The 19,154-nt window shown below is 48.6% G+C and carries 16 protein-coding genes and 3 tRNA genes; 8 read left to right on the top strand and 11 right to left on the bottom strand.

Going from position 1 to position 19,154, the window contains the following annotated elements:
* Nucleotides 1-73: 73 nt before the first annotated feature.
* Nucleotides 74-1,732, bottom strand: coding sequence for a response regulator (locus tag ACKTT9_RS03725; protein WP_407870525.1), 1,659 nt, complete (start codon nt 1,730-1,732; stop codon nt 74-76).
* 226 nt (nt 1,733-1,958) lie between these two features.
* Here ACKTT9_RS03725 and ACKTT9_RS03720 point away from each other — a divergent pair, with 226 nt between their 5' ends.
* The 4 genes from ACKTT9_RS03720 (at nt 1,959) to ACKTT9_RS03705 (ending at nt 5,734) form a co-directional block, all read left to right on the top strand.
* Nucleotides 1,959-2,915: an AAA family ATPase gene (locus ACKTT9_RS03720; RefSeq protein WP_407870524.1), complete on the top strand. Its 957-nt coding sequence runs from the start codon at nt 1,959-1,961 to the stop codon at nt 2,913-2,915.
* Between the two features lie 3 nt (nt 2,916-2,918).
* Nucleotides 2,919-4,070, top strand: a complete 1,152-nt coding sequence (locus ACKTT9_RS03715) for a DUF58 domain-containing protein (protein WP_407870523.1) — start codon at nt 2,919-2,921, stop codon at nt 4,068-4,070.
* Nucleotides 4,033-5,415 (top strand): DUF4129 domain-containing protein, encoded by a 1,383-nt coding sequence (locus ACKTT9_RS03710; protein WP_407870522.1) that lies wholly within the window; start codon nt 4,033-4,035, stop codon nt 5,413-5,415. The genes ACKTT9_RS03715 and ACKTT9_RS03710 overlap by 38 nt, the downstream gene beginning before the upstream one ends.
* A 148-nt stretch (nt 5,416-5,563) precedes the next feature.
* On the top strand, nt 5,564-5,734 hold the full coding sequence (locus ACKTT9_RS03705) for a hypothetical protein (RefSeq protein WP_157325949.1): 171 nt from the start codon (nt 5,564-5,566) through the stop codon (nt 5,732-5,734).
* A 78-nt stretch (nt 5,735-5,812) separates the two neighbouring features.
* On the opposite strand, the gene ACKTT9_RS03700 is transcribed toward ACKTT9_RS03705, so the two are convergent.
* On the bottom strand, nt 5,813-6,079 hold the full coding sequence (locus ACKTT9_RS03700; RefSeq protein ID WP_407870521.1) for a zinc ribbon domain-containing protein: 267 nt from the start codon (nt 6,077-6,079) through the stop codon (nt 5,813-5,815).
* A gap of 180 nt (nt 6,080-6,259) precedes the next feature.
* On the opposite strand from ACKTT9_RS03700, the gene hprK reads away from it, so the two are divergent.
* Both hprK and ACKTT9_RS03690 read left to right on the top strand, forming a co-directional pair.
* On the top strand, nt 6,260-7,168 hold the full coding sequence (hprK, locus tag ACKTT9_RS03695) for an HPr(Ser) kinase/phosphatase (protein ID WP_127458584.1): 909 nt from the start codon (nt 6,260-6,262) through the stop codon (nt 7,166-7,168).
* Between the two features lie 62 nt (nt 7,169-7,230).
* On the top strand, nt 7,231-8,169 hold the full coding sequence (locus tag ACKTT9_RS03690; protein ID WP_407870520.1) for a hypothetical protein: 939 nt from the start codon (nt 7,231-7,233) through the stop codon (nt 8,167-8,169).
* A gap of 76 nt (nt 8,170-8,245) precedes the next feature.
* On the opposite strand, the gene ACKTT9_RS03685 is transcribed toward ACKTT9_RS03690, so the two are convergent.
* From ACKTT9_RS03685 to ACKTT9_RS03660, 6 genes are all read right to left on the bottom strand, one after another.
* Complete coding sequence (locus ACKTT9_RS03685) at nt 8,246-10,261, bottom strand: transglycosylase domain-containing protein (protein ID WP_407870519.1); 2,016 nt, start codon at nt 10,259-10,261, stop codon at nt 8,246-8,248.
* A 136-nt stretch (nt 10,262-10,397) separates the two neighbouring features.
* Nucleotides 10,398-11,276 (bottom strand): aldo/keto reductase, encoded by an 879-nt coding sequence (locus tag ACKTT9_RS03680; protein ID WP_127458587.1) that lies wholly within the window; start codon nt 11,274-11,276, stop codon nt 10,398-10,400.
* Between the two features lie 138 nt (nt 11,277-11,414).
* The gene (locus ACKTT9_RS03675; protein WP_407870518.1) at nt 11,415-13,076 is read right to left on the bottom strand and encodes a thiamine pyrophosphate-binding protein; all 1,662 of its coding nucleotides are present in this window, start codon (nt 13,074-13,076) and stop codon (nt 11,415-11,417) included.
* Between the two features lie 5 nt (nt 13,077-13,081).
* Entirely contained in the window at nt 13,082-14,881 is a 1,800-nt protein-coding gene (locus ACKTT9_RS03670; protein ID WP_127458589.1) for an ATP-binding protein, read from the bottom strand.
* 21 nt (nt 14,882-14,902) lie between these two features.
* Entirely contained in the window at nt 14,903-15,793 is an 891-nt protein-coding gene (locus ACKTT9_RS03665) for a diguanylate cyclase (protein WP_157319448.1), read from the bottom strand.
* A gap of 42 nt (nt 15,794-15,835) precedes the next feature.
* On the bottom strand, nt 15,836-16,873 hold the full coding sequence (locus ACKTT9_RS03660) for an HD-GYP domain-containing protein (RefSeq protein WP_407870517.1): 1,038 nt from the start codon (nt 16,871-16,873) through the stop codon (nt 15,836-15,838).
* Between the two features lie 367 nt (nt 16,874-17,240).
* Between ACKTT9_RS03660 and ACKTT9_RS03655 the strand changes: the two genes are divergently transcribed.
* Nucleotides 17,241-17,813 (top strand): DUF1697 domain-containing protein, encoded by a 573-nt coding sequence (locus ACKTT9_RS03655; protein WP_407870516.1) that lies wholly within the window; start codon nt 17,241-17,243, stop codon nt 17,811-17,813.
* Between the two features lie 70 nt (nt 17,814-17,883).
* Here the strand turns inward: ACKTT9_RS03655 and ACKTT9_RS03650 are convergent.
* The 3 genes from ACKTT9_RS03650 to ACKTT9_RS03640 all read right to left on the bottom strand — a co-directional run bounded on the left by ACKTT9_RS03650 (nt 17,884) and on the right by ACKTT9_RS03640 (nt 18,145).
* A tRNA-Pro gene (locus tag ACKTT9_RS03650) sits at nt 17,884-17,957 on the bottom strand.
* A gap of 28 nt (nt 17,958-17,985) precedes the next feature.
* A tRNA-Arg gene (locus ACKTT9_RS03645) sits at nt 17,986-18,062 on the bottom strand.
* 8 nt (nt 18,063-18,070) lie between these two features.
* A tRNA-Gly gene (locus ACKTT9_RS03640) sits at nt 18,071-18,145 on the bottom strand.
* 138 nt (nt 18,146-18,283) lie between these two features.
* On the opposite strand from ACKTT9_RS03640, the gene ACKTT9_RS03635 reads away from it, so the two are divergent.
* A complete protein-coding gene (locus ACKTT9_RS03635) occupies nt 18,284-19,153 on the top strand; it encodes a helix-turn-helix domain-containing protein (RefSeq protein ID WP_407870515.1) in 870 nt (289 codons plus the stop codon).
* Nucleotide 19,154: the final 1 nt, after the last annotated feature.

Genomic DNA, 19,154 nt, shown 5'->3' with positions numbered 1-19,154 from the left:
GCAGCACCTCGTACAAAGCCTTGAATAGAGCTCGTATTTTTCGTATCAAAACTAACCCCCCACTCCTTGACCCCTACTGCCCTTTGCTGCTGTTATTGCGATATTCCTTTGGAGAAACGCCAACATTTTTACGGAACGAAAAGCTGAAATAGTTCGCATCGGCATAACCGACCTTCTCAGCGATCTCCAGCGCCTTCATATCTGTGGAGCGCAGCATCTCCTTCGCCGCCTCCATGCGGATATGGTTCAAATAGTTGACGAAGGTCATTTTCGTTTCTTTTTTGAAAATACTGCTGAAATACCCCGCGCTAATATGCAAATGGCTGCACACTTTATTAATCGTAATATCGCCTTCGTGATAATGATTTTTGGTATAATCTTTGGCCATCTCAACCAGATTCTTGTAGGTATATTGGCGATCCGTAGCGATATGGTTCATCATCGAGGCGCATAACTCGGCAAGCCAGTGTTTAGCTTCTTCCAACGACTTAAACTTATTGATCTCTGTAAAAGGAATGAAGTTGTCGCCGAAAACCTCGTCCACGTTCAAATTCGAATCTTTGGCCGCCTTCAAAATGCAAGTCAGAATTTCCAGCAAATAAATCTGATAGTCCTTAACGGAAACAGCTCCTTCAATTCCCTGAAAAAGCTCGTCCATCGTCTCCCGGATCTCTTGATTCGTCCCAACCTTGATACAACGCGTCAAAGCGTGCTCTTTCACATCGTCAAACCGAACCTTCTCCACAGTGCGCATCTCCACATCATCAATGGAAATAATGCGGTTATTGCCAAGAATAAGTCGATAATCCAGCGCCAATACAGCGTCTTCATAGGAATAGCTGATTTTGGTCACATCCTTCATGACAGTACCAATACCAACCGTTAAGGTGAATTTCAAATATTTTTCCACATTCTGCCGAACTTCTTCCAGCACCTTCATCGTCTCTTGCAGCGCGATTTCCCTGTTCTCACTCTCCCTTACGGATAACACAACCACATGATCGTCATGCATAAAAACAAGGCCAAACCGGTGTTTATCCACAATCTCTTCCGTGATATTTAATAGGGCGAAGTATTTCAGCGCTTGATCCGGCGAATATTTTAAGGAAACGGACTTGGACAGCTCTTCCCGATTCTCCAGCTCCTCTTCAGGAATGAGGACGCCATCGATACTCAAAACAGCAGCGACAAAGCTTTGGCCGCCTATATCAATCCCGTAGTTTGCCGCTTTCTCGTAGACTTCTTCGCGCGGAAGCTTTCGGTTCATGAGCGTTGCCAGGAAATTCTCTTTCAGCACAGGCATGCTCTTCCGATAATGCTCCATGAGCAGCTGCACATTCTCCCGGTGCGCCACTTCCTCCTGAATTTGCCCTTTCACCTTCAGCAAGGCATTGATAAGCTCCTGCGCGGAAAAAGGCTTCAGCACGTATTCATCGATATGCAGCTTAATCGCTCTCTGGGCATACTCAAACTCATCATGCCCCGTGAGAATGATCAGCTTAATGGTTGGAAATCGCTCCCGAATCGCTTCGGCCAGCTGCAGCCCATTCATAAACGGCATCTGAATATCGGTTACAACGACGTCCGGCTGTAATCGCTCTACCATTTCCAGCGCTTCTCTGCCGTTCTCCGCTTTCTCAATGACCTCGAAGCCGATGGCTTCCCAGTCCACCTCGCGAACAACACCTTCACGGACATCCTCTTCATCATCCACTAAAATTAGCTTGTACATCAGGGTCCCCCTAAACATTTACATATAAAGTGCTGATTTGTAAGTAATTAGTAATTAGGCTATTTATCCATATTGTACTAACTGCCTTTGGAATACACAACAGGATTAGCAGGCGTCAAGGAAGTAATGGTAAAAATCACCTAGTCTCTGTTAAACTTAAGTAGACAACTCTTATGTCCCGATTTACATATTGTTCACCACATTAATGATTTGGGAGGAACAGCCGTTGGACTTCGCACGAATAGGACAAATCGCTACGCTCATCAAGGAAAATGTAGGTAAAGTCATTGTAGGAAAAGACGAGACGGTCGAGCTGATGGTTATCGCCCTCATCGCTTCCGGACATGTGCTGCTTGAGGATGTGCCGGGTACCGGGAAAACGCAGCTGGCTAAAGCGCTGGCCCGCTCCTTGGACGGCACGATGAAGCGCATTCAGTTCACACCGGATCTCCTGCCTTCGGATGTTAGCGGCATTAACTTTTACAATCAAAAACTCGGCGAATTCGAATTCCGCCCGGGACCGCTATTCGCTCACATCGTGCTAGCCGATGAAATTAACCGCGCGACGCCGCGCACCCAATCCGCCTTGCTGGAAAGCATGGAGGAGCGCCAAGTGAGCATCGACGGGGAAACGCGCGCGCTCGAAGCGCCTTTCCTCGTGATCGCCACGCAGAACCCCGTCGAGAATCAGGGGACGTTCCCCCTGCCGGAAGCGCAGCTCGACCGCTTCCTGATGAAGCTCTCGCTTGGTTATCCGTCTGCGGCGGAGCAGGTGCAGATTTTAAAGCGCTACCAACAGCAGGACCCGCTTGATCAGCTGCTGCCGGTTGTAGGACGCGCTGAGCTGCTTGAAGCGCAGCGCTTGTTCGTGCAAGTGCGCTTCAGTGACGAGCTGCTGCAGTACCTCGTGCAGCTCGCGGAAGCTACGCGCACGCATGCGGATGCCGCGCTTGGCGTCTCGCCGCGCGGCGTGCGCGCCTTGATGAAGGCGGCGCAGGTGTACGCGGCGCTGCGCGGCCGCGACTACGTGCTGCCGGACGACATCAAAGCGTTAGTCGGGCCCGTCTGGGCGCACCGCATCCTGCTGCGGACACGTTCGCGCCAGCAGGACCAGCAGGTGCAGACGCTGCTGGCGGGCATTCTTGCGGCGACGCCTGTGCCGACGGAAGTCAAGCTGAGGTAGCGGATGGGTATCTCATGGATCCTCATCATCGCCGGCTTTGTCTACCTTGTCCAACACACCATATTCAACCGTTGGGGGTTTCGCGGTCTTACGATTAAACGAACCTTCAATACAGCACACTGCCATGCTGGTGATCGCATCGAAATGATCGAAACGATTCAGAATCGCAAGCTTGCTCCGGTTCCTTGGCTGCGTTTGGAATCCACGATTCATGCTGGGCTTCATTTTGCCAAGCAAAGCAATCTTGCCGTAAGCAGCGGCGCGATGTTTCAGAACCATCGCAGTCTTTTCAGTCTGATGCCGTATACCCGGATCGTCAGACGCCATCAGGTATACTGCGCACAGCGTGGCTGGTATAAGCTTGAAACCGTATCCGCATCCATCGGGGATCTTGTCGGCATGCAGGCGGCAACGAAGAGCCAGCGCACGGATTTGGAGCTCCTCGTGTATCCGCGCTTGGTAAGCCGGGATGACATCCCGCTTCTTTCCAGCCGCTGGCAAGGAGATGTTACGGTGAAGCGCTGGATAATGCCCGATCCGTTCCTCGTTTCGGGTGTACGCGAGTATCGTTACGGGGATACGATGAACAGCATCCATTGGAAAGCCACCGCCCGAAGCCAGCGACTGCAGGTCTATAATCGGGAATTCACAGCGGACCCGAGGCTGCTCATCATCGTCAATACCCAAATAACCGCAACCATGTGGGACGCTGTTAGCGATCCGGAGCTGGTTGAGAAAGGTTTATCATACGCCGCTACGTTGGCGGAGTATGCGATTAGCCAAGGAATTCCTGTTGGCTTCGGGTATAACGGGTCTCTCGCCCAGCAGTCCGGTGTCACAGTGCATGTTCCTCCCGCCGGCGGTCACCCGCATCTGGAATATCTGTTCGAAACAATGGCGAAGCTAACCATTTCCTACACCCGCTCCTGCAGTGACTTTCTGGATGAGTGCACTTTGCAGGAAGGGAGCGCCCTGGATATTATTCTGCTGACCGCTTTCGTATCAGATGCCATTGAAGATAGCATTCAGCGACTTGAAGCGCAGGGGCATACCGTCTTTATCGTTCCCTTGCAGCATGGGCTATTAACCCTTCATGAAAAGGAGGCGAGTCCATCCGATGTCAACAACGCTTCAGGGGCAATCTCAGCAAGTTAACCAGACTAGGTATACTTATCTTCGAGTCATCGGAAATTCTCTTTTGTTCGCGGGAGCTGAACTTATTCTATTCTCTCCCCTTGTCGTAACTGCGCACCTTTATTTGTCAGAGATATCTCTCTGGCCGTTGATCGTGCAGTTCATGCTTGTTTTCGTGGCAGGCAGCTTATTGGGGCGCATATCTTGGCTATCTCGCACGCTTTATGAGCTTCTGGGATGTGCACTAGTCGGCTTTGCAGCAGCCTATCTGTTCCAAGGGAATAACTGGCACAGCTGGACTTGTGCCGCTATCGGCATGCTTCTCGCCTATCGCGGTATTCGCTGTACGAAAGACGGCTGGCCTGCCATCTTCCCGGGAGCCTCGTTTGCAGTTGCAGGCGCCGTGTACTTCATCGGTGTACCGATCATGGGACATCAAGCCTCCTTTCAACCTTATATGGGCTGGTTGAATGGCCTAGGGTTCGTCTCGCTCATCATCTTTTTCTTTGCTATGCAGCGAACAGGCCTGTTAACAGCGACACTTGCCAGCGATGAGCGGGCCGCCTCTTCCTCGTTATCGGAAACCGTGAAGCGCTCGAGCCGAATTTGGTTAACGGTATTAATTGCCCTTATCTTCGTCGTTGCTTACTTTCAGCAGCTTCGACAAGGCATCGTTGCGGGTTTACGCGCTGCCATCGCATGGCTGGTGTCTCTCCTGCAATCCGGTCCGCCGCCGGAAACGCTGCCTGAGCCCAGTCCGTCCGCACCGCCGCCGCTCCTACCTCCGGCTGAAGCGAAAGAACCGAGCTGGTTGGACGCCTTGTTTCACTATATTCAGGTTATCTTCGGATATCTCATCGTTATCGCGCTGATTGTTCTTGCCGTTTATGTGATTGTAACCAAGCTCCTGCCTGTGGTGAATGCCTTCTTAAGACGTTTAATGAACCGTTCTCTCAGCAGCAAGCAAGAGGGGGAATCCGAGGGCTTTATTGATGAAAAAGAAGCGCTTGTCGATTGGAAAGGGCTTCCACGCCTGTGGTGGCAGCAAGTGAGGAAAGGAAGAAACAAGGAGAGAAGCCATGCGAAGAAATGGGCGCTTTTACCGAACAATCGAGAGCGCGTCCGCTATCTTTACCGCCTCTTGATCGAGCGGGCCGCTCAGAACGGGTATACGTATAAGGATGCTCTAACTCCTAATGAAACGGAAAAAGATTTAAGTTTAGGAAAGCAGCTTTCACCAGAAACCGTTCATGCCATTACAACGGCCTATAATCAAGTGCGGTACGGTGAAACCGACGTCTCCGACGCTCAGCTGGGTCAAGTGCTGCAAGCGGTCGAGCCTAGCCTTCGCAATCACTTAAAATAGCCAAATCGGCCTAATTTGTAAACCTAAAAGAGGCTATGCCGCGTTCAACGGCATGGCCTCTTTGACTTTTTTATGGAAAATCGTCACATTCCGGCTCTCCGCCGCATATGCATAATTGTTTGAATACAAGTGATGAGGTGGTTTTGAGATGTTAGCATTAAAAACGAGCTGTGAAAGAGAAGAAGTCGTTCAAACTTTGTGTGACATGGGCTTGGATCAAATTGCAAGATGGATCATGGTATTGCCTGAAGACCGGTGGGAAAACATGTTTCTCTCAACATGGCCAACACTTGCGAAAAAATGCGGCTACAACAGGTAAGCTGCTTTTACATAAACATACGAAACGACCAACATGGCCTACGCTCTGTGCGCTTCTTGCATAGGGCGTTTTTTTTCGCTATTTGTTCGAGGACCATCTCTGCAGCTTAGGAATATTCCGTGTGAAAAGTCCGGTCAGAAAACGGGGAAATCCGAACTCCACCATCTTCATCTTCACGATTTCCTTCATCTGATCTACCGTTAAATCAGGCTGCGTGAATTTGCCATTTTGATAGCAATGACTGCAATAAACTTTGCTCTTCGCACCCGATTTCTCCGTTCCTCCGCCTTGTTCATCACGTGCTAGCGGCATCCCGCAGCTTTGGCAGTTTTTATAAGCCTCCATTGGATGTACCTCCATATTCGCTTCTTGCTTCTATCATACCAAGGCTGTCCCCGAAAGCAACGCATAATTTGACACATTCTGTACAAAAATGCCACATTCAAGCGCTTTCATAGCAGGAATCTTGCAGGATTTAAGCGAATGATATGAGATTAGCATGAATTTATAAAGGAGGGACAGATTGTGAAGCCCGTCACAGTCAAAGATTTAGTCGAGCGCTTCTCGCTCGAAGTACTTGCCGGACACTCGGAACTGCACCGTCCGATTACCAAAACGAAGGCGCATCGCCCCGGCCTTGAGTTTGTCGGCTATTTCGAGTATTTCCCGCAAGAGCACGTACAGCTCTTAGGGAGGAAAGAAATTACTTACCTGCACAAGCTCACCGAACATGAAAGAAATCTGCATATCGGTAATATTGTCAAATATCATCCGCCTTGTTTTGTCGTCACGAGAAACCAGGAAGGCTTGAAATATTTAACGAAATATTGCGAAGAAGAGCGCATTCCCCTGCTCCGTACAGCCGCAGCCACAAGTAAATTTCAGGATCTCGTTGATTTATATCTCAGCAAATCCTTGGCGCAAGAGATGGCCATCCATGGTGTCTGCGTCAATGTATCAGGGATCGGCATCTTGCTTCGTGGCAAATCCGGTGTTGGCAAAAGCGAAACCGCCCACACTTTGATCCGCCGAGGGCATCGCCTCGTGGCCGATGATATCGTGGTGCTGAAAAAAATTAGCCCCGAGACCCTGCTGGGCACGCACAACGGAAAAACAAAGGAATTCCTTGCGCTGCGCAGCATTGGGCTTATTAACGTGTCGCGTCTCTATGGCCGCAAAGCGTTCCAAGATGAAACGCGGATCGTGCTCGACATCGAGCTGACCAAGTGGCAGGAGCATGCGCTCAATAACGATTTGGAGCTTGAGCCTGCTTTCACGGAATATATGGATATTCGAATTCCGCATATTGAAATCCAACTGCAGCCTGGACGCGACGTTGCCGGACTTGTTGAGGCTGCGGCGAACAGCTGGTATTTGCGCCAGCAGGGATACAGTGCAGCTGAAGAATTCATGCAGCGTCTGCAGAGCGACTAAAAACCTAAGACCGTCCCAAAACACCCCCCTATGCCGAAAGGTGTTAGTGGAGGTGTTTTCTTATGCGCAAAAGATTACCATTTATTATTATTTCTATTACGCTGGTGGCGTTGTTGGTTTGCGGGTGGACAGCCTACGCATCAACTTCAACTAACTCTGCCATCTCAACTTCAGTCAACGGCACTTTCAAATCTGCCAGTTCAGAGGCCGTCACTGTCACCACGGATACAGGGGACCAAACGGTACCCTTAGCGAAATCTGTGTGGGTTTTCAAAAATGATCAAAAAGCTCAGCTTGCCGACTTACACGCAGGGGATCAGATTGAGTTAATCCTTAATAGCAAGCAGCAGGCTGCCTATGTAAAAGCATCTTCTTCCGTTGCAAATGAACCAACGCCGTCCCCGGCTGCTTCTGCTGCTCCGGTTGTGCCGACACAGAGTCCCTCTGCAACGGTTGTGCCTACGCAGACGCAGACACCTACGTCGGCAGTTCCAACGCCGGAATCCAGCACGAAGCCCACCACGGTGGATAAAAACAGTTATCCAGACCTGCAGGGCTTCGATCTTAATGTTGACGGCAAGCATTTCAAGCTGCATATCGGGCAATCCAAGGATGATAAAGGGACAACGTATGATCTAAGCGTTAAACCTGAAGATTCCGGCATGATTCACCTTAAAGGGGAGGAAGCTGCCCAGTGGATCCAGAATCTGCTCGCTTCTATCGACCTCAAATCATCCGATGCTGAGCAGAAAATTGCAGGGCTGCTTGCCCAGCACTATAACTTGGACGCAAACAAATTGAATGTCCACATGAAAACCAAATGGCAACCGCAGCCTCAACAGCCGCAGCAAGTTCAAAAGAAACCTGGCGATGATCATGACGACAATCAAGACGATAAGCGCAAAGATGAGCCAAAAAAAGGGCCAAAAGCTAAAGATGATCACAAAGATGAGCGTAAAGATAAGGATAAGCAACGTGGCAACAGCCAGCACGACGAATAATGAGAAAGCCGCCAGTCTCCCATGGAGCTGGCGGCTTTTTCGTTATAAAGCTTTCGTAGAGTTTAGCTGAAGCCTGCTAATCCTTCCCTTTCCCATGTCCGTGCTCTTTACCCGGCCCTTTATCCGGCTTCTTATCCGGTCCTTTACCTGGCCCCTTGTCAGGCCCTTTGCCTGACTCCTTCTCCGGTTTATCCACCGGTTCCTCCGCCCCCACAACGGGCATATCAAACAGAACAACAGGAGCTTGAGCTAGCGCCCGCCCCATCATCTCGCGAAATAAAACAGCCGGTACAGCCCCGCCGGAAGTCGTTAAGTAATGGGTTTTGTCCGTGCGGTCATAACCGACCCAAACGGCTGCCGTCAGCTCCGGTGTGTACCCCACGAACCAGGCGTCCTTAGCGCTGCCGCTGCTTATCCCCTCGAACTCCTTCGTCTGAGGCAGCTGCGTGGTACCCGATTTCCCGGCAACAGGGCGGTTCATCGCGGCATTTTTCCCTGTCCCTTCCCTTACAGCGACTTGGAGCATCGATGTCATCGCATAGGCTGTCTCAGGCTTCATGACCTGTACACTCTGCGGTGCAGCTTGTATGAGCAAATGACCTGTGCTGGTCTCTATTTTCGTGATGGTGTGCGCTTCGTGATAATTCCCTTTAGCGGCAAAAGCACTGAAACCCTGCGCCATTTGGAGCGGTGAGACCCCTTCCGACAGTCCGCCCAGCGCGATGCCGAGCTGACGGTCTTGAGCGGGCAGCGTGATACCCAGCGACTTAGCAAATTGCAGTCCGCGGTCAATGCCAACTTCATGCAGCAGCCACACGGCCGGCACGTTCCAGGAAGACACAACCGCCTCCTGCATCGTCACCTGCCCGCGTGATTGATGATCCCAGTCTTGGGGCTGATATCCATCAATGTTGAGCGGCCCATCGTATAGCGTGGAATATGGCTGATACCCTTGCTCCAGCGCAGGACCGTATACAACAATCGGCTTAAAAGTTGATCCCGGCTGCCGCTTCAGCTGCGTAGCATGACTGAAACCTCGGAAGACGCTTTCCCCCCGCCCCCCTGCCAAAGCGCGGATACCGCCAGTCCGCTGGTCTACAATGACCGCGCCGCTCTGGATGAGCTGATCCGGCTTGCTTTCGGGAAAGAGACTGTCATCCTTATAAACTTCCGTTACCGCATTTTGCACGGTAGGATCCAGCTCTGTTGTGATGCGTAGGCCACCCGTTAGCAATTGCTCTTCTGTGAAACCGTATAGGCGAACGGCTTCACTAATAACCGCATCGACATAAGCGGGATATTTGCCTTTCAGATCATTGCTTTTATCCGACTTCATAACGCCGATCGGTGCCGCCTTTGCACTCTCGTACGCCTGCGGCGTAATCTTGCCTTCATCGCGCATTAATACCAGCACCGTGTTCCTGCGCTCAAGTGCGTGCGCTTCATCCTGAAAAGGCGAGTACAGGCTCGGCGCCTTCGGCAGCGCGGCAAGCACCGCTGCTTCCGGCAGCGTTAAGTCTTGTACATTTTTATTAAAATAAGTCCTGGCCGCCCCTTGAACCCCCCAGCTGCCTTCCCCAAAATAAATACTGTTCAAATACATCTCCAGAATTTCATCTTTGCTGTAAGTCGTATCAATTTTGATTGCGTACGCTGCCTCGCGTAATTTTCTCCCCAGAGTTTTGTCTGCATTGAGAAAAAGGTTCCGTGCCAGCTGCTGAGTAATCGTACTTGCACCTTCCGAATAGCTGCCTCGCACCACATCGCGGGCTACTGCGCGGAAAATAGACTGAAGATCAATGCCGGTATGTTCATAAAATCTCCGATCCTCCACAGCCACAACGGCATCCGTAAGCACCTTGGGCATCTGCGATATCGGTACCGGGTCGATCTTTGACGAAGACAGCTGTGCCGCCGGTTTGCCGTTCTTATCTAACACGAGCGTGGCCTCGGGCAGCGGCTGATTTAATTTCGACACATCGAGCCCGCGAATGTATGAATAACAAGCTGCGAATACGGCTACACCGCCAGCCATCAGCGTGACCAGGCTTATTAGCCAGAACCTCTTGCTTGTCCACAATCGTTTAATCATCTTACCTTCCCCCTTATGTTCGCTATAGATATTCGTCCTCTGTCCAGAGTTAGCGACGCATAAGTGAGTCCAATTCATGTCAATTTTGAGCAACAAAAAACGCGCCCTCCCCTTACGGAGAAAACGCGTTTATTTACTAGGCGATCGAGGTCGGCGCTCCAAAAACAGAGGTATACCCGCTAATCCCGCTCAGGATCCGCTCGGCCTCTTCATCCTTCATGGCACCGTAACGTTCGACGGCGTCCACGATTTTCGGGAACAAATGAACGTCCCCTGCGCTAGCGAACCCGCAAATGCCAGGGAACGATAGCACAAAATGCACACAGGCATCAATCACCTGCTGCTGATCAAAAGGCTCGTACCACGTCGCATAAGGACGCTCCTGCCCTTCAGCCCACGGCGCCTTGGCGATGGCTTTAATGACCCGCACCGCCACTTGCTGCTTGCCCGCCTCTTCCATCAATGCATCGAAAGCCTCGCGATACTCCGGCAAGCTGTACATATAATAGTTCAGTGGCAGCAGCACCGTAGCGAAGGGGAATCTATGTAACGCTTCCAAATGAACTTTAGGCGCATCATGCCCATGTCCCGTAATGCCAATTTCCTTCACGATGCCCTCAGCCTTTGCTTCCAAAGCCGCTTCCAAGGCACCGCCCTTTTCTGTGCAGCGGTCCAACTCTTCCATCGAACCGACGGCATGCAGCTGAAGCAGGTCAACGGAATCCACTTTCATTCGTTCCAAAGAACGGTAAATCTCTTCCTTCGCTTCCTTTTTCGATCTTTGCCCTGTTTTCGTAGCTAGAAAAATCTCTCCGCGCACTTGGCTAATGGTAGGCCCCATGCGCAACTCAGCATCGCCATAGCTGGCGGCTGTATCGAAATGGTTCACCCCATGCTGCAGGGCATAAGCAATTGACGCATCCGCTTCCTCCTGCTTGACATTGCCGAGACTTGCGGCTCCAAACATAACGACTGAGCTTTCGTAATTCAAACGACCTATGGTTCGTTTCAACATGGATGAAGCGCCCCTTCCTTAGTGTTCTTGCTCTCTATAACCATATCATTTCCAGAACCAAGAATACAATCACCTTCCTCACATAGGCAAAAAAGCTCCCGGATGCAAGCATCCAAGAGCTTCAATCAGCAACTCCAATTAATAGGTTGCTCCTTGCAGAAACTTCACTCTCTCCCCCATAGGAGGAATTTCGTTCCCGTCCACGATCACCTCTACAACAACCGGCTCCCCATGGGATAGCCATTCACTCACATGTTCACTCTGCAATTGATACAGCGATGTAATCTCAGCATGGCGCAGTCCAAGGGATCTCGCAATTCCTGCGATACTTACGCGCTCTTGTGAGAAATCATCGAGGCAGCGTTTGTACTGCAGCATGTGTCCATGATAAACCATACCCAAGCGGGCATTATTGATGACGACAAAAAGAATCGGAAGCTGATACTCTTTCGCTGTCAGTACTTCCATACCATGCATGAAGAAGCAGCCGTCGCCTGTTATGCAAATCGTTGGCCTGCTCGGCTCTGCTAGTTGAGCGCCGATAACTCCGCCAAGTCCGGAGCCCATGCCTCCGAAATTAATGTCGATATCGAATGCTTGGCCGCTTTCGATCAACACATTTTGAATCGAGTAGGTCATGAATTCCCCGATATCCAGGAAGAAGCGTGCATCTTTCGGTGCTGCAGCACTTAGTCCGCGGATGGCTGAGCGTGTATTCCATTTTTCCTCGCCAGGCTCGGCTGCTGCTGCAGCCTCTGCCAAACCAGCGAAAGCATCGCTGACAGCTGCTTCATCCTTCTGTCCGTCTGCGGACAGCTGTTCAAGCAGCTCCGCGATAACCAACTTGATTTCGCCATGTACCGGGTAATGCGTCTCATACACTTTCCCTAGCTCATTAGCGTCATAATCGATGTGAATCAGCTCACGGCCTGCAACCAAACGCGGCTCCCAGTTGCTTGTCGCCAGCTCGCCAAGGCTTGACCCAATGATCAGCAGCACTTCGTGGTTGCCGCCATTCAAATACTCGCTTGCCTTCCAGTTAGCCGAAAGGCCATATCCCCCTAGGGACAGCGGGTGATTCTCAGGGAACGCTCCCTTACCGCGAGGTGTGGTCGCAACGCCCCAACCCAGCGTTTCAGCAAATTGCATAATGCTGTCCGATGCTGTTTTTGCTCCATTTCCGAGCAAAATAGCTCCCTTGGAGCCTGCGGCCTTTATTCGCTGTGCAGCAGCTTTGGCAGCCGCCAAATCTATAACGGGCTGCTCCACGGCAGGCAGCACCGGAAGTTCTCTTTCGCCGATATCCTTCATTTGGATGTCGATCGGAATCGCCAGATGAACTGGACCCGGCACACCGCTAATCGCTGTATGATAAGCTTCTGCCAGAATCTCCGGCAGTTCATGTGGATCCAGTACCGTCCGGCTCATCTTCGTGATAGAAGCAAAGATCGGCTCCGCATACAACTCTTGCGCGCCCCCCTTGCCCAGCTTCGTCGATGGAACCGAGCCCGTTATGAAAATAACGGGCAGTTTCTGTTTCCAAGCATTCGCAGCCGGCGTTACCAGATTCGTCGCTCCTGGGCCGCTGGAAGCTACGCATAGTGATGGAATACCGGTAATTCTCGTATAAGAACCCGCCATATAACCGGAGCTGTTCTCATGTTTGGCTACTATCGGTTTAAGCTCTGGGATATCCAGCAGGGCATCATAAATAGCATTGATCGAACCCGCCGGAATACCGAATACATACTTTACTCCTTGCTGCACAAGAAATCTCAATCCTACTTCAATCGCCCGCATCTTCGTTACTCCTTTCCAATAGGTAATGTAAATTTAAATGCCGAACCTTGGCCTTCACTGCTTTCGAACCAAATACGGCCGCCGTGCAGCTCGATCAGTTGTTTGGAAATCGCAAGACCAAGGCCTGTCCCATTGATTTGATTATTCGCCTGATAGAACTTGGTAAAGATATTTTTCTGCTTTTCAAAAGGAATCCCGATCCCGTTATCCTGCACCTCAACCGTGAGCAAGCTATCCTCGAATTTCGTTTTTATCGTAATTACACCCAGTGGAGGCGTAAATTTGATCGCATTGGAAAGTAAATTAAGCAGAATTTGCAGAATGCGTTGTTTATCAACTCGGACGACGGTATCCTTATCCACTTCGGTTTCAACGACCAGAATCAATTTCTTTTTATTAATTAGTGACTGTACGATATGGACCGATTCCTTAACAATTTCATTGAAATCCGCTTCGGTATAAAGGAGCTCAAACTTCCCATTTTCCATTTTGGCAAAATCGAGCAGTTCATTCACTTGATCAAGCAATCGGTCGATGGACTTAGCTGCAATATCCAGCAAGTCCTTCTGCGAATCGTTGAGATCGCCAAGAATGCCTTTTCCAAGGATATCTACAGATCCTTTAACCGCTGTAATCGGTGTACGCAGCTCATGCGAGAGTGTCGCAATGAAATCGCTTTTGAGCTCGTTCAAATGCTCCAATTCCCGCACAAGACCCTCTAACTTGAAGTTAGCTTGCTGCAGCTCTATGGAGCGCTCGTGCACGGAATGGTCCAGTGTTTCGGTATGCTGCGCATTGGATAATGCCGTTGCCGTCGCATCCGAGATAGATTGGCAGAACTCCAGAATGCTGGCTTCATACTTGCGCTGCTTCCCGATCGACGGGATCGCCACGACGCCGTATACCGAGCCTTTGGCTACCAACGGGAATACCATGATACTTTTGATGTCAAAAGAAACGAACGCTTTATGATTAGGCCGTGGATCTGCATAAACATCCTCGATGGCTGCCGCTTTTTTCTCCGTGATGACTTCATACAACAGCCGATCGTTTTCGATCGTTAATTTGACCTCGCGATGTTTCACCTTCCATTCATCCATCGTCACATTCTCTGAGGACAACTGATAAGGCTCAATCGTATGTTCTTTTTCATTGTATAAATGAATTCCGATATCCTTCGATCCGCTTGCTTTGCGCATGTAGTAGAAAAACGTGTTCAGTACATCTTTGACAGATAACGATTCGGACAATGCTTTCGTCGCATCAAGAAGAAGCTGCTGCTTTTCCATAAGCAGTTGACGCTGCTCAAACATCCGGATATTGCGAATGGCTACACTGGCCATATTAACAAAGGCTTCCGTGACTTCCATTTGCTCTGGCGTAATATTCATTGGTTTACCGAAATCATGAACGAAGACTAGACCAAACACCTCATTATCGACGATGACCGGGATACCGAGGATGGATTTAATTTTCAGCAACTGTCTTTTGGACTGATCCAAACGCAAATCTATACTTGTATCAGAAATGTAGTCACTGGATTGATTTCGTAAAATATCTCTTACAAATTCATCCTCTTTCGGATCAATTAACAATTCCGTGATATCAACAGGTAATTTATTGCCTTTATATCCTTTGAACGTACCATCGGGCTGCTTCAGGAAAAAACCAACCAAATCTGCTTGCGTAATCTCGCCGGCGATCGCATCTACGAAAACCTGCAAAATTTCCGACAGCTCAAACTGTGAATTGATAACTTTTGTCATTTGAAACAATTTCTGAAAACTCATAAGCTCCATGACCATGCTTTCCTCATTCTCCTTTGTCTAACGAATCTTTATTTGATGTCTTCCACTGTTTTTGGCTCCGAGTAGTGCGGCATCCGCTTGTGTAATAATTTGCTCAAAACAGGTCGGATCGAAATTATTGGTTAATCCAATACTTACAGAAAACTCTTGCATCTTATTAGGTGCCAAGCTAACTTTTAAACTATCTACATCCTTAATGATGCTATTGGCTATTTCAACACAATTCGCTTCATTATGGAGCAGAACCAAATATTCATCCCCGCCATAACGAAACGCTAAATCGTGATCGCTTGAAACCTTAGACTGTATGATTGCAGCAACTTCCCGCAATACTTGATCGCCAACCAAATGGCCGAAATTATCGTTAATATCTTTAAAATAGTCCATATCCACCATCATAGCAGCCTGGAATTTCTTAGTTCCCTCACTGATCATCCGGATCGTAATATCTAAATAAGCTCGATTATATAGACCGGTTAATGCGTCTACGTAGACCAATTTGGCCAGTTGTTTATTGTCTTTCTTCAAGTTCTTAATCTTGGCTTTTTGATGAAGGGCGATCTCAACTTTCCGTTCCAGCACATCCAAATCAAAAGGCTTTGTTAAATAATCAACCGCTCCTAGGCGCAATCCCTGTAAAATGTCTTCTTTCTGCGCATTGGCCGATAAGAAAATAATGGGTGTGTCAAAATCAGGTTCCGAAATCAAGCTTTTACATATTTCAAACCCTGTAATTTCCGGCATCATCACATCGAGCAAAATCAGATCAGGCATCACTTCTTTGACCATCGCCTGCGCTTCTGTACCATCTTCAACGGTAAAAATTTCATAATGTAACGAATTCAAAAATATACGCAGTATATTTAAGTTATGAGGTTCATCATCGATGATAAGAATACGACCGCTCATTCATTTATCCCATCTTTCATTACGATAATAGTTTTGAGTCCACTAACCATTCATTTGCATTTGCTCATCGATGATGCTTAAGAAGATCCGTACCAATTTCTCGTCAAATTGTTTGCCCGCATGAGTAAGCAGCTGCTCTCTTACTTCATGAACGTGAAGCGAGTTCCGGTAAACTCTCGTGGATGTCATCGCGTCGAACGCATCGGCGATACTTACAATCCGTACGAGATAAGGGATGTCCGATCCGCTCAATTGATCCGGGTACCCCCGTCCATCCATCCGCTCGTGATGCCACCTGACCATAGGCAATAGATGTTCCACATCCTGCAGTTCCTTCAGCAATTCAAACCCAATCACAGGATGTTGGCGGATGACATTAAACTCTTCGTCCGTTAAACGGCCGGGCTTCATGAGAATATGATCGGGAATAGCTAATTTCCCTACATCGTGAAGCAAAGCGCCCAGCTTCAAAGTTTCCAACTCGGTTTCGCTGACGCCGGCCTTCGCGCCAAGCAGCGTAGAATAGAAAGCAACATTATAGCAATGATCAACTGTAAAACTGTCTTTCACTCTTAATGTGTTAAAGAGACTTTCGTAAGCCTGCTGCTTAAGCACTTGCTTGCGGAATTGAATCTTTTTAATCAACTGCTCCATATGTAATTTGATGAGATTGCATAACTGCAATTGATCGTCTTTCAACTGAATATCCGAAGGAAATGAGAATAGTAGGGCACCGTACGAAGGGCCGTGCTTTATGTGGAATCCATAAATACATTCGTATCTGGATTTTAGAAGGTGATCGCGAAGCATTCCATCTGCCTCATACACCGACAAACGGGAACCTTCTGGCATTTGGGAAAAAAATTGTGTGTGAAGGACTATGTACTTTAACTGCTCCATGACTGCTGTACTAATATTTACGGAATAAGAAGCTGGGGTAATCTGATGTTTCTCATCCATTAGAAAAAGAGAGATATGTTCACAGCCTATTGATTTTTTGGCAATATCATTCAATTGGCCGATCGATTCGAAGATGGAATCAGAATTTATCACATTCTTGAAAAACAATGAATTCTGCATAGATGTTACCTCTTATTCTTCTCAAGTAGACTGCCCCGACATTTTAATTAGTACTAGTTCTTCTTGTTAAGGAGAATCTCCTCTATTATAAATAATTTTTTCCATAATTTTAATATTTTTTTACTAGAAAAGTTATAATTTCACACGTTATGAGTGTTTACGCGAGAGACATTCGTCGATTTGTGTCAAAGCAAATAGGGCGCCACTTCGCAAACTGGATGGGACTTTCGACACATGATGTCACTACCTTCCATGATGTAGTATGTAACTACACTTTTTCCATGGTAAAGTATGGATATTAAGGGAATGGCGCTGATGGATATTTTGATGTATATTTCATGTATATTAAAAGAGAGAAGTGAATGGGATGGCGATCTATATCGCGTTATTGCGTGGCATTAATGTGGGTGGGAAAAATATCATCAAAATGGCTGAGCTTCGAAAAACATTGGAGCAAATCGGGCTGCTTCGTGTTCAGACCTATATTCAGAGCGGCAATGTATTGTTCGAATCGGATGCGGATGAAGAATCGCTGCGCCAGCTGATCGAGAGTGAGATTGACCGCGTCTTTCATATCTCTTTAGCCGTGATTTTGAGAACTGCGGAGGAACTGAATCTCATAGCCGCCAATTGCCCGTACACGGCCGACGAAATCTCCGAAGCGGAGTCTATGTCCGATGCCGAAAGCCTTTACGTAGCCTTCCTGCCTAAAGAGCCGTCCAAAGAAAGCTTAGCACGTCTTGAGGTGTTCCAAACCGAGGATGACCAGCTGCGAGCAAAAGGAAGAGAAATCTATCTGCTGTACCGACACAGCATTCTAAAATCCAAGCTTGCCAATAACCTGCCGAAGCTTGATGTTCCTGCTACCGTGCGCAATTGGAAAACGCTTAGTAAGCTTGTTTCCTTAGCCAATGATATGGCTGCTTCCACGCAACGATAACACAGAAAACATAAAAAGAAGCATAATCTCCCAGTCTATCTACTGATCGATTATACTTCTTTTTGTTTGATCGGGACGACACGATTTGAACATGCGACCCCCTGCTCCCAAAGCAGGTGCTCTACCAAGCTGAGCTACGTCCCGATACTGCTATGTATGTTAAATGTAAAAATGGCGCGCCCTGAGAGATTCGAACTCCCGACCTTTTGATTCGTAGTCAAATACTCTATCCAGCTGAGCTAAGGGCGCTTAAAATATGGAGCGGAAGACGGGGATCGAACCCGCGACCCTCGCCTTGGCAAGGCGATGCTCTACCGCTGAGCCACTTCCGCAAGTAGGTGTTTCATGCCGCTTCTTTAAAAGCGACAAGTAGTAATATAACAGGATTCTTTACAAAAAGCAAATAAAATGTTTAATTATTTTTCGCCAGTTTTTACCTGTAGTTTTCCATCACCGAGAGGAGGGAATATGTGGAAGCATCTTTTTTTGATCAGAACGTCAAGGTTGCACAAGGGATCATCTTCGAAGAAAAGCTGGCGGTATACACGGAGCATGAATTTCATATGCATGCCGCTTTGGAGGTCAGTATAGCCCTTGATAGTACAATGAAATATCCGATTGGCGACGAGTGGTATTATGCCGATCCTGGCGATATCCTTTTGCTGCGCCCGTTCGAACCGCACTGGAACTTGACCCGGGAGGAAGGGAAACCAAGCCGTTGGATCATGCTTCTCTTCTCACCCGATTACGTTGCTTTCATTCCGGGCGGATACAGCTTGCTAGTCCCTTTTTATACGATGAACACGTCCCAGGTAATCCCCGCAGCATCGCCATACGCACAATCGATCATACGGCTTGCTACGGAGGCCTTGCAGGAGCAGAAGCAAGATCAGCCAGGCTGGCAGCTCCAGCAGATGACGTTGTTCATTCAAATCCTTGTCCAAATTCAAAGGTACTACCATTCGTTAGAGCAATCGTTCGCGGCTCCCTCCCTATCCGGCGTCATAGCAGCCATAGAGCATCTCATCACCCACTGGTCAGAAGAAGTGGACGTAGATTTGCTTATCCATAGGTCAGACCTGAAGAAGACCTGGTTCTATACCAAATTCAGAGAATTGACAGGCTCTTCTCCTAATGAATTTGTCATTCGACTTCGGCTTCAGTATGCAGCTCATATGCTGATGCACACGCATGAATCCATTACAGATATTGCCCTCGCCTGCGGTTTCAGCACCCCTAGCTACTTCAACAAAGTATTCAAAGAACATCGGGGGATGACACCAAGCGTATACCGCAGACAGGCAGCAACATCATCCAGTATCACAGCTAAGGTTGATTAAA

The sequence above is a fragment of the Paenibacillus sp. P36 genome, from assembly GCF_045866505.1.
GTDB classification, from domain to species: Bacteria; Bacillota; Bacilli; order Paenibacillales; family NBRC-103111; genus Paenibacillus_E; species Paenibacillus_E chondroitinus.
The sequence above is the reverse complement of the archived record's forward strand: the minus strand, read 5'-3'. Positions and strand labels throughout refer to the sequence as shown.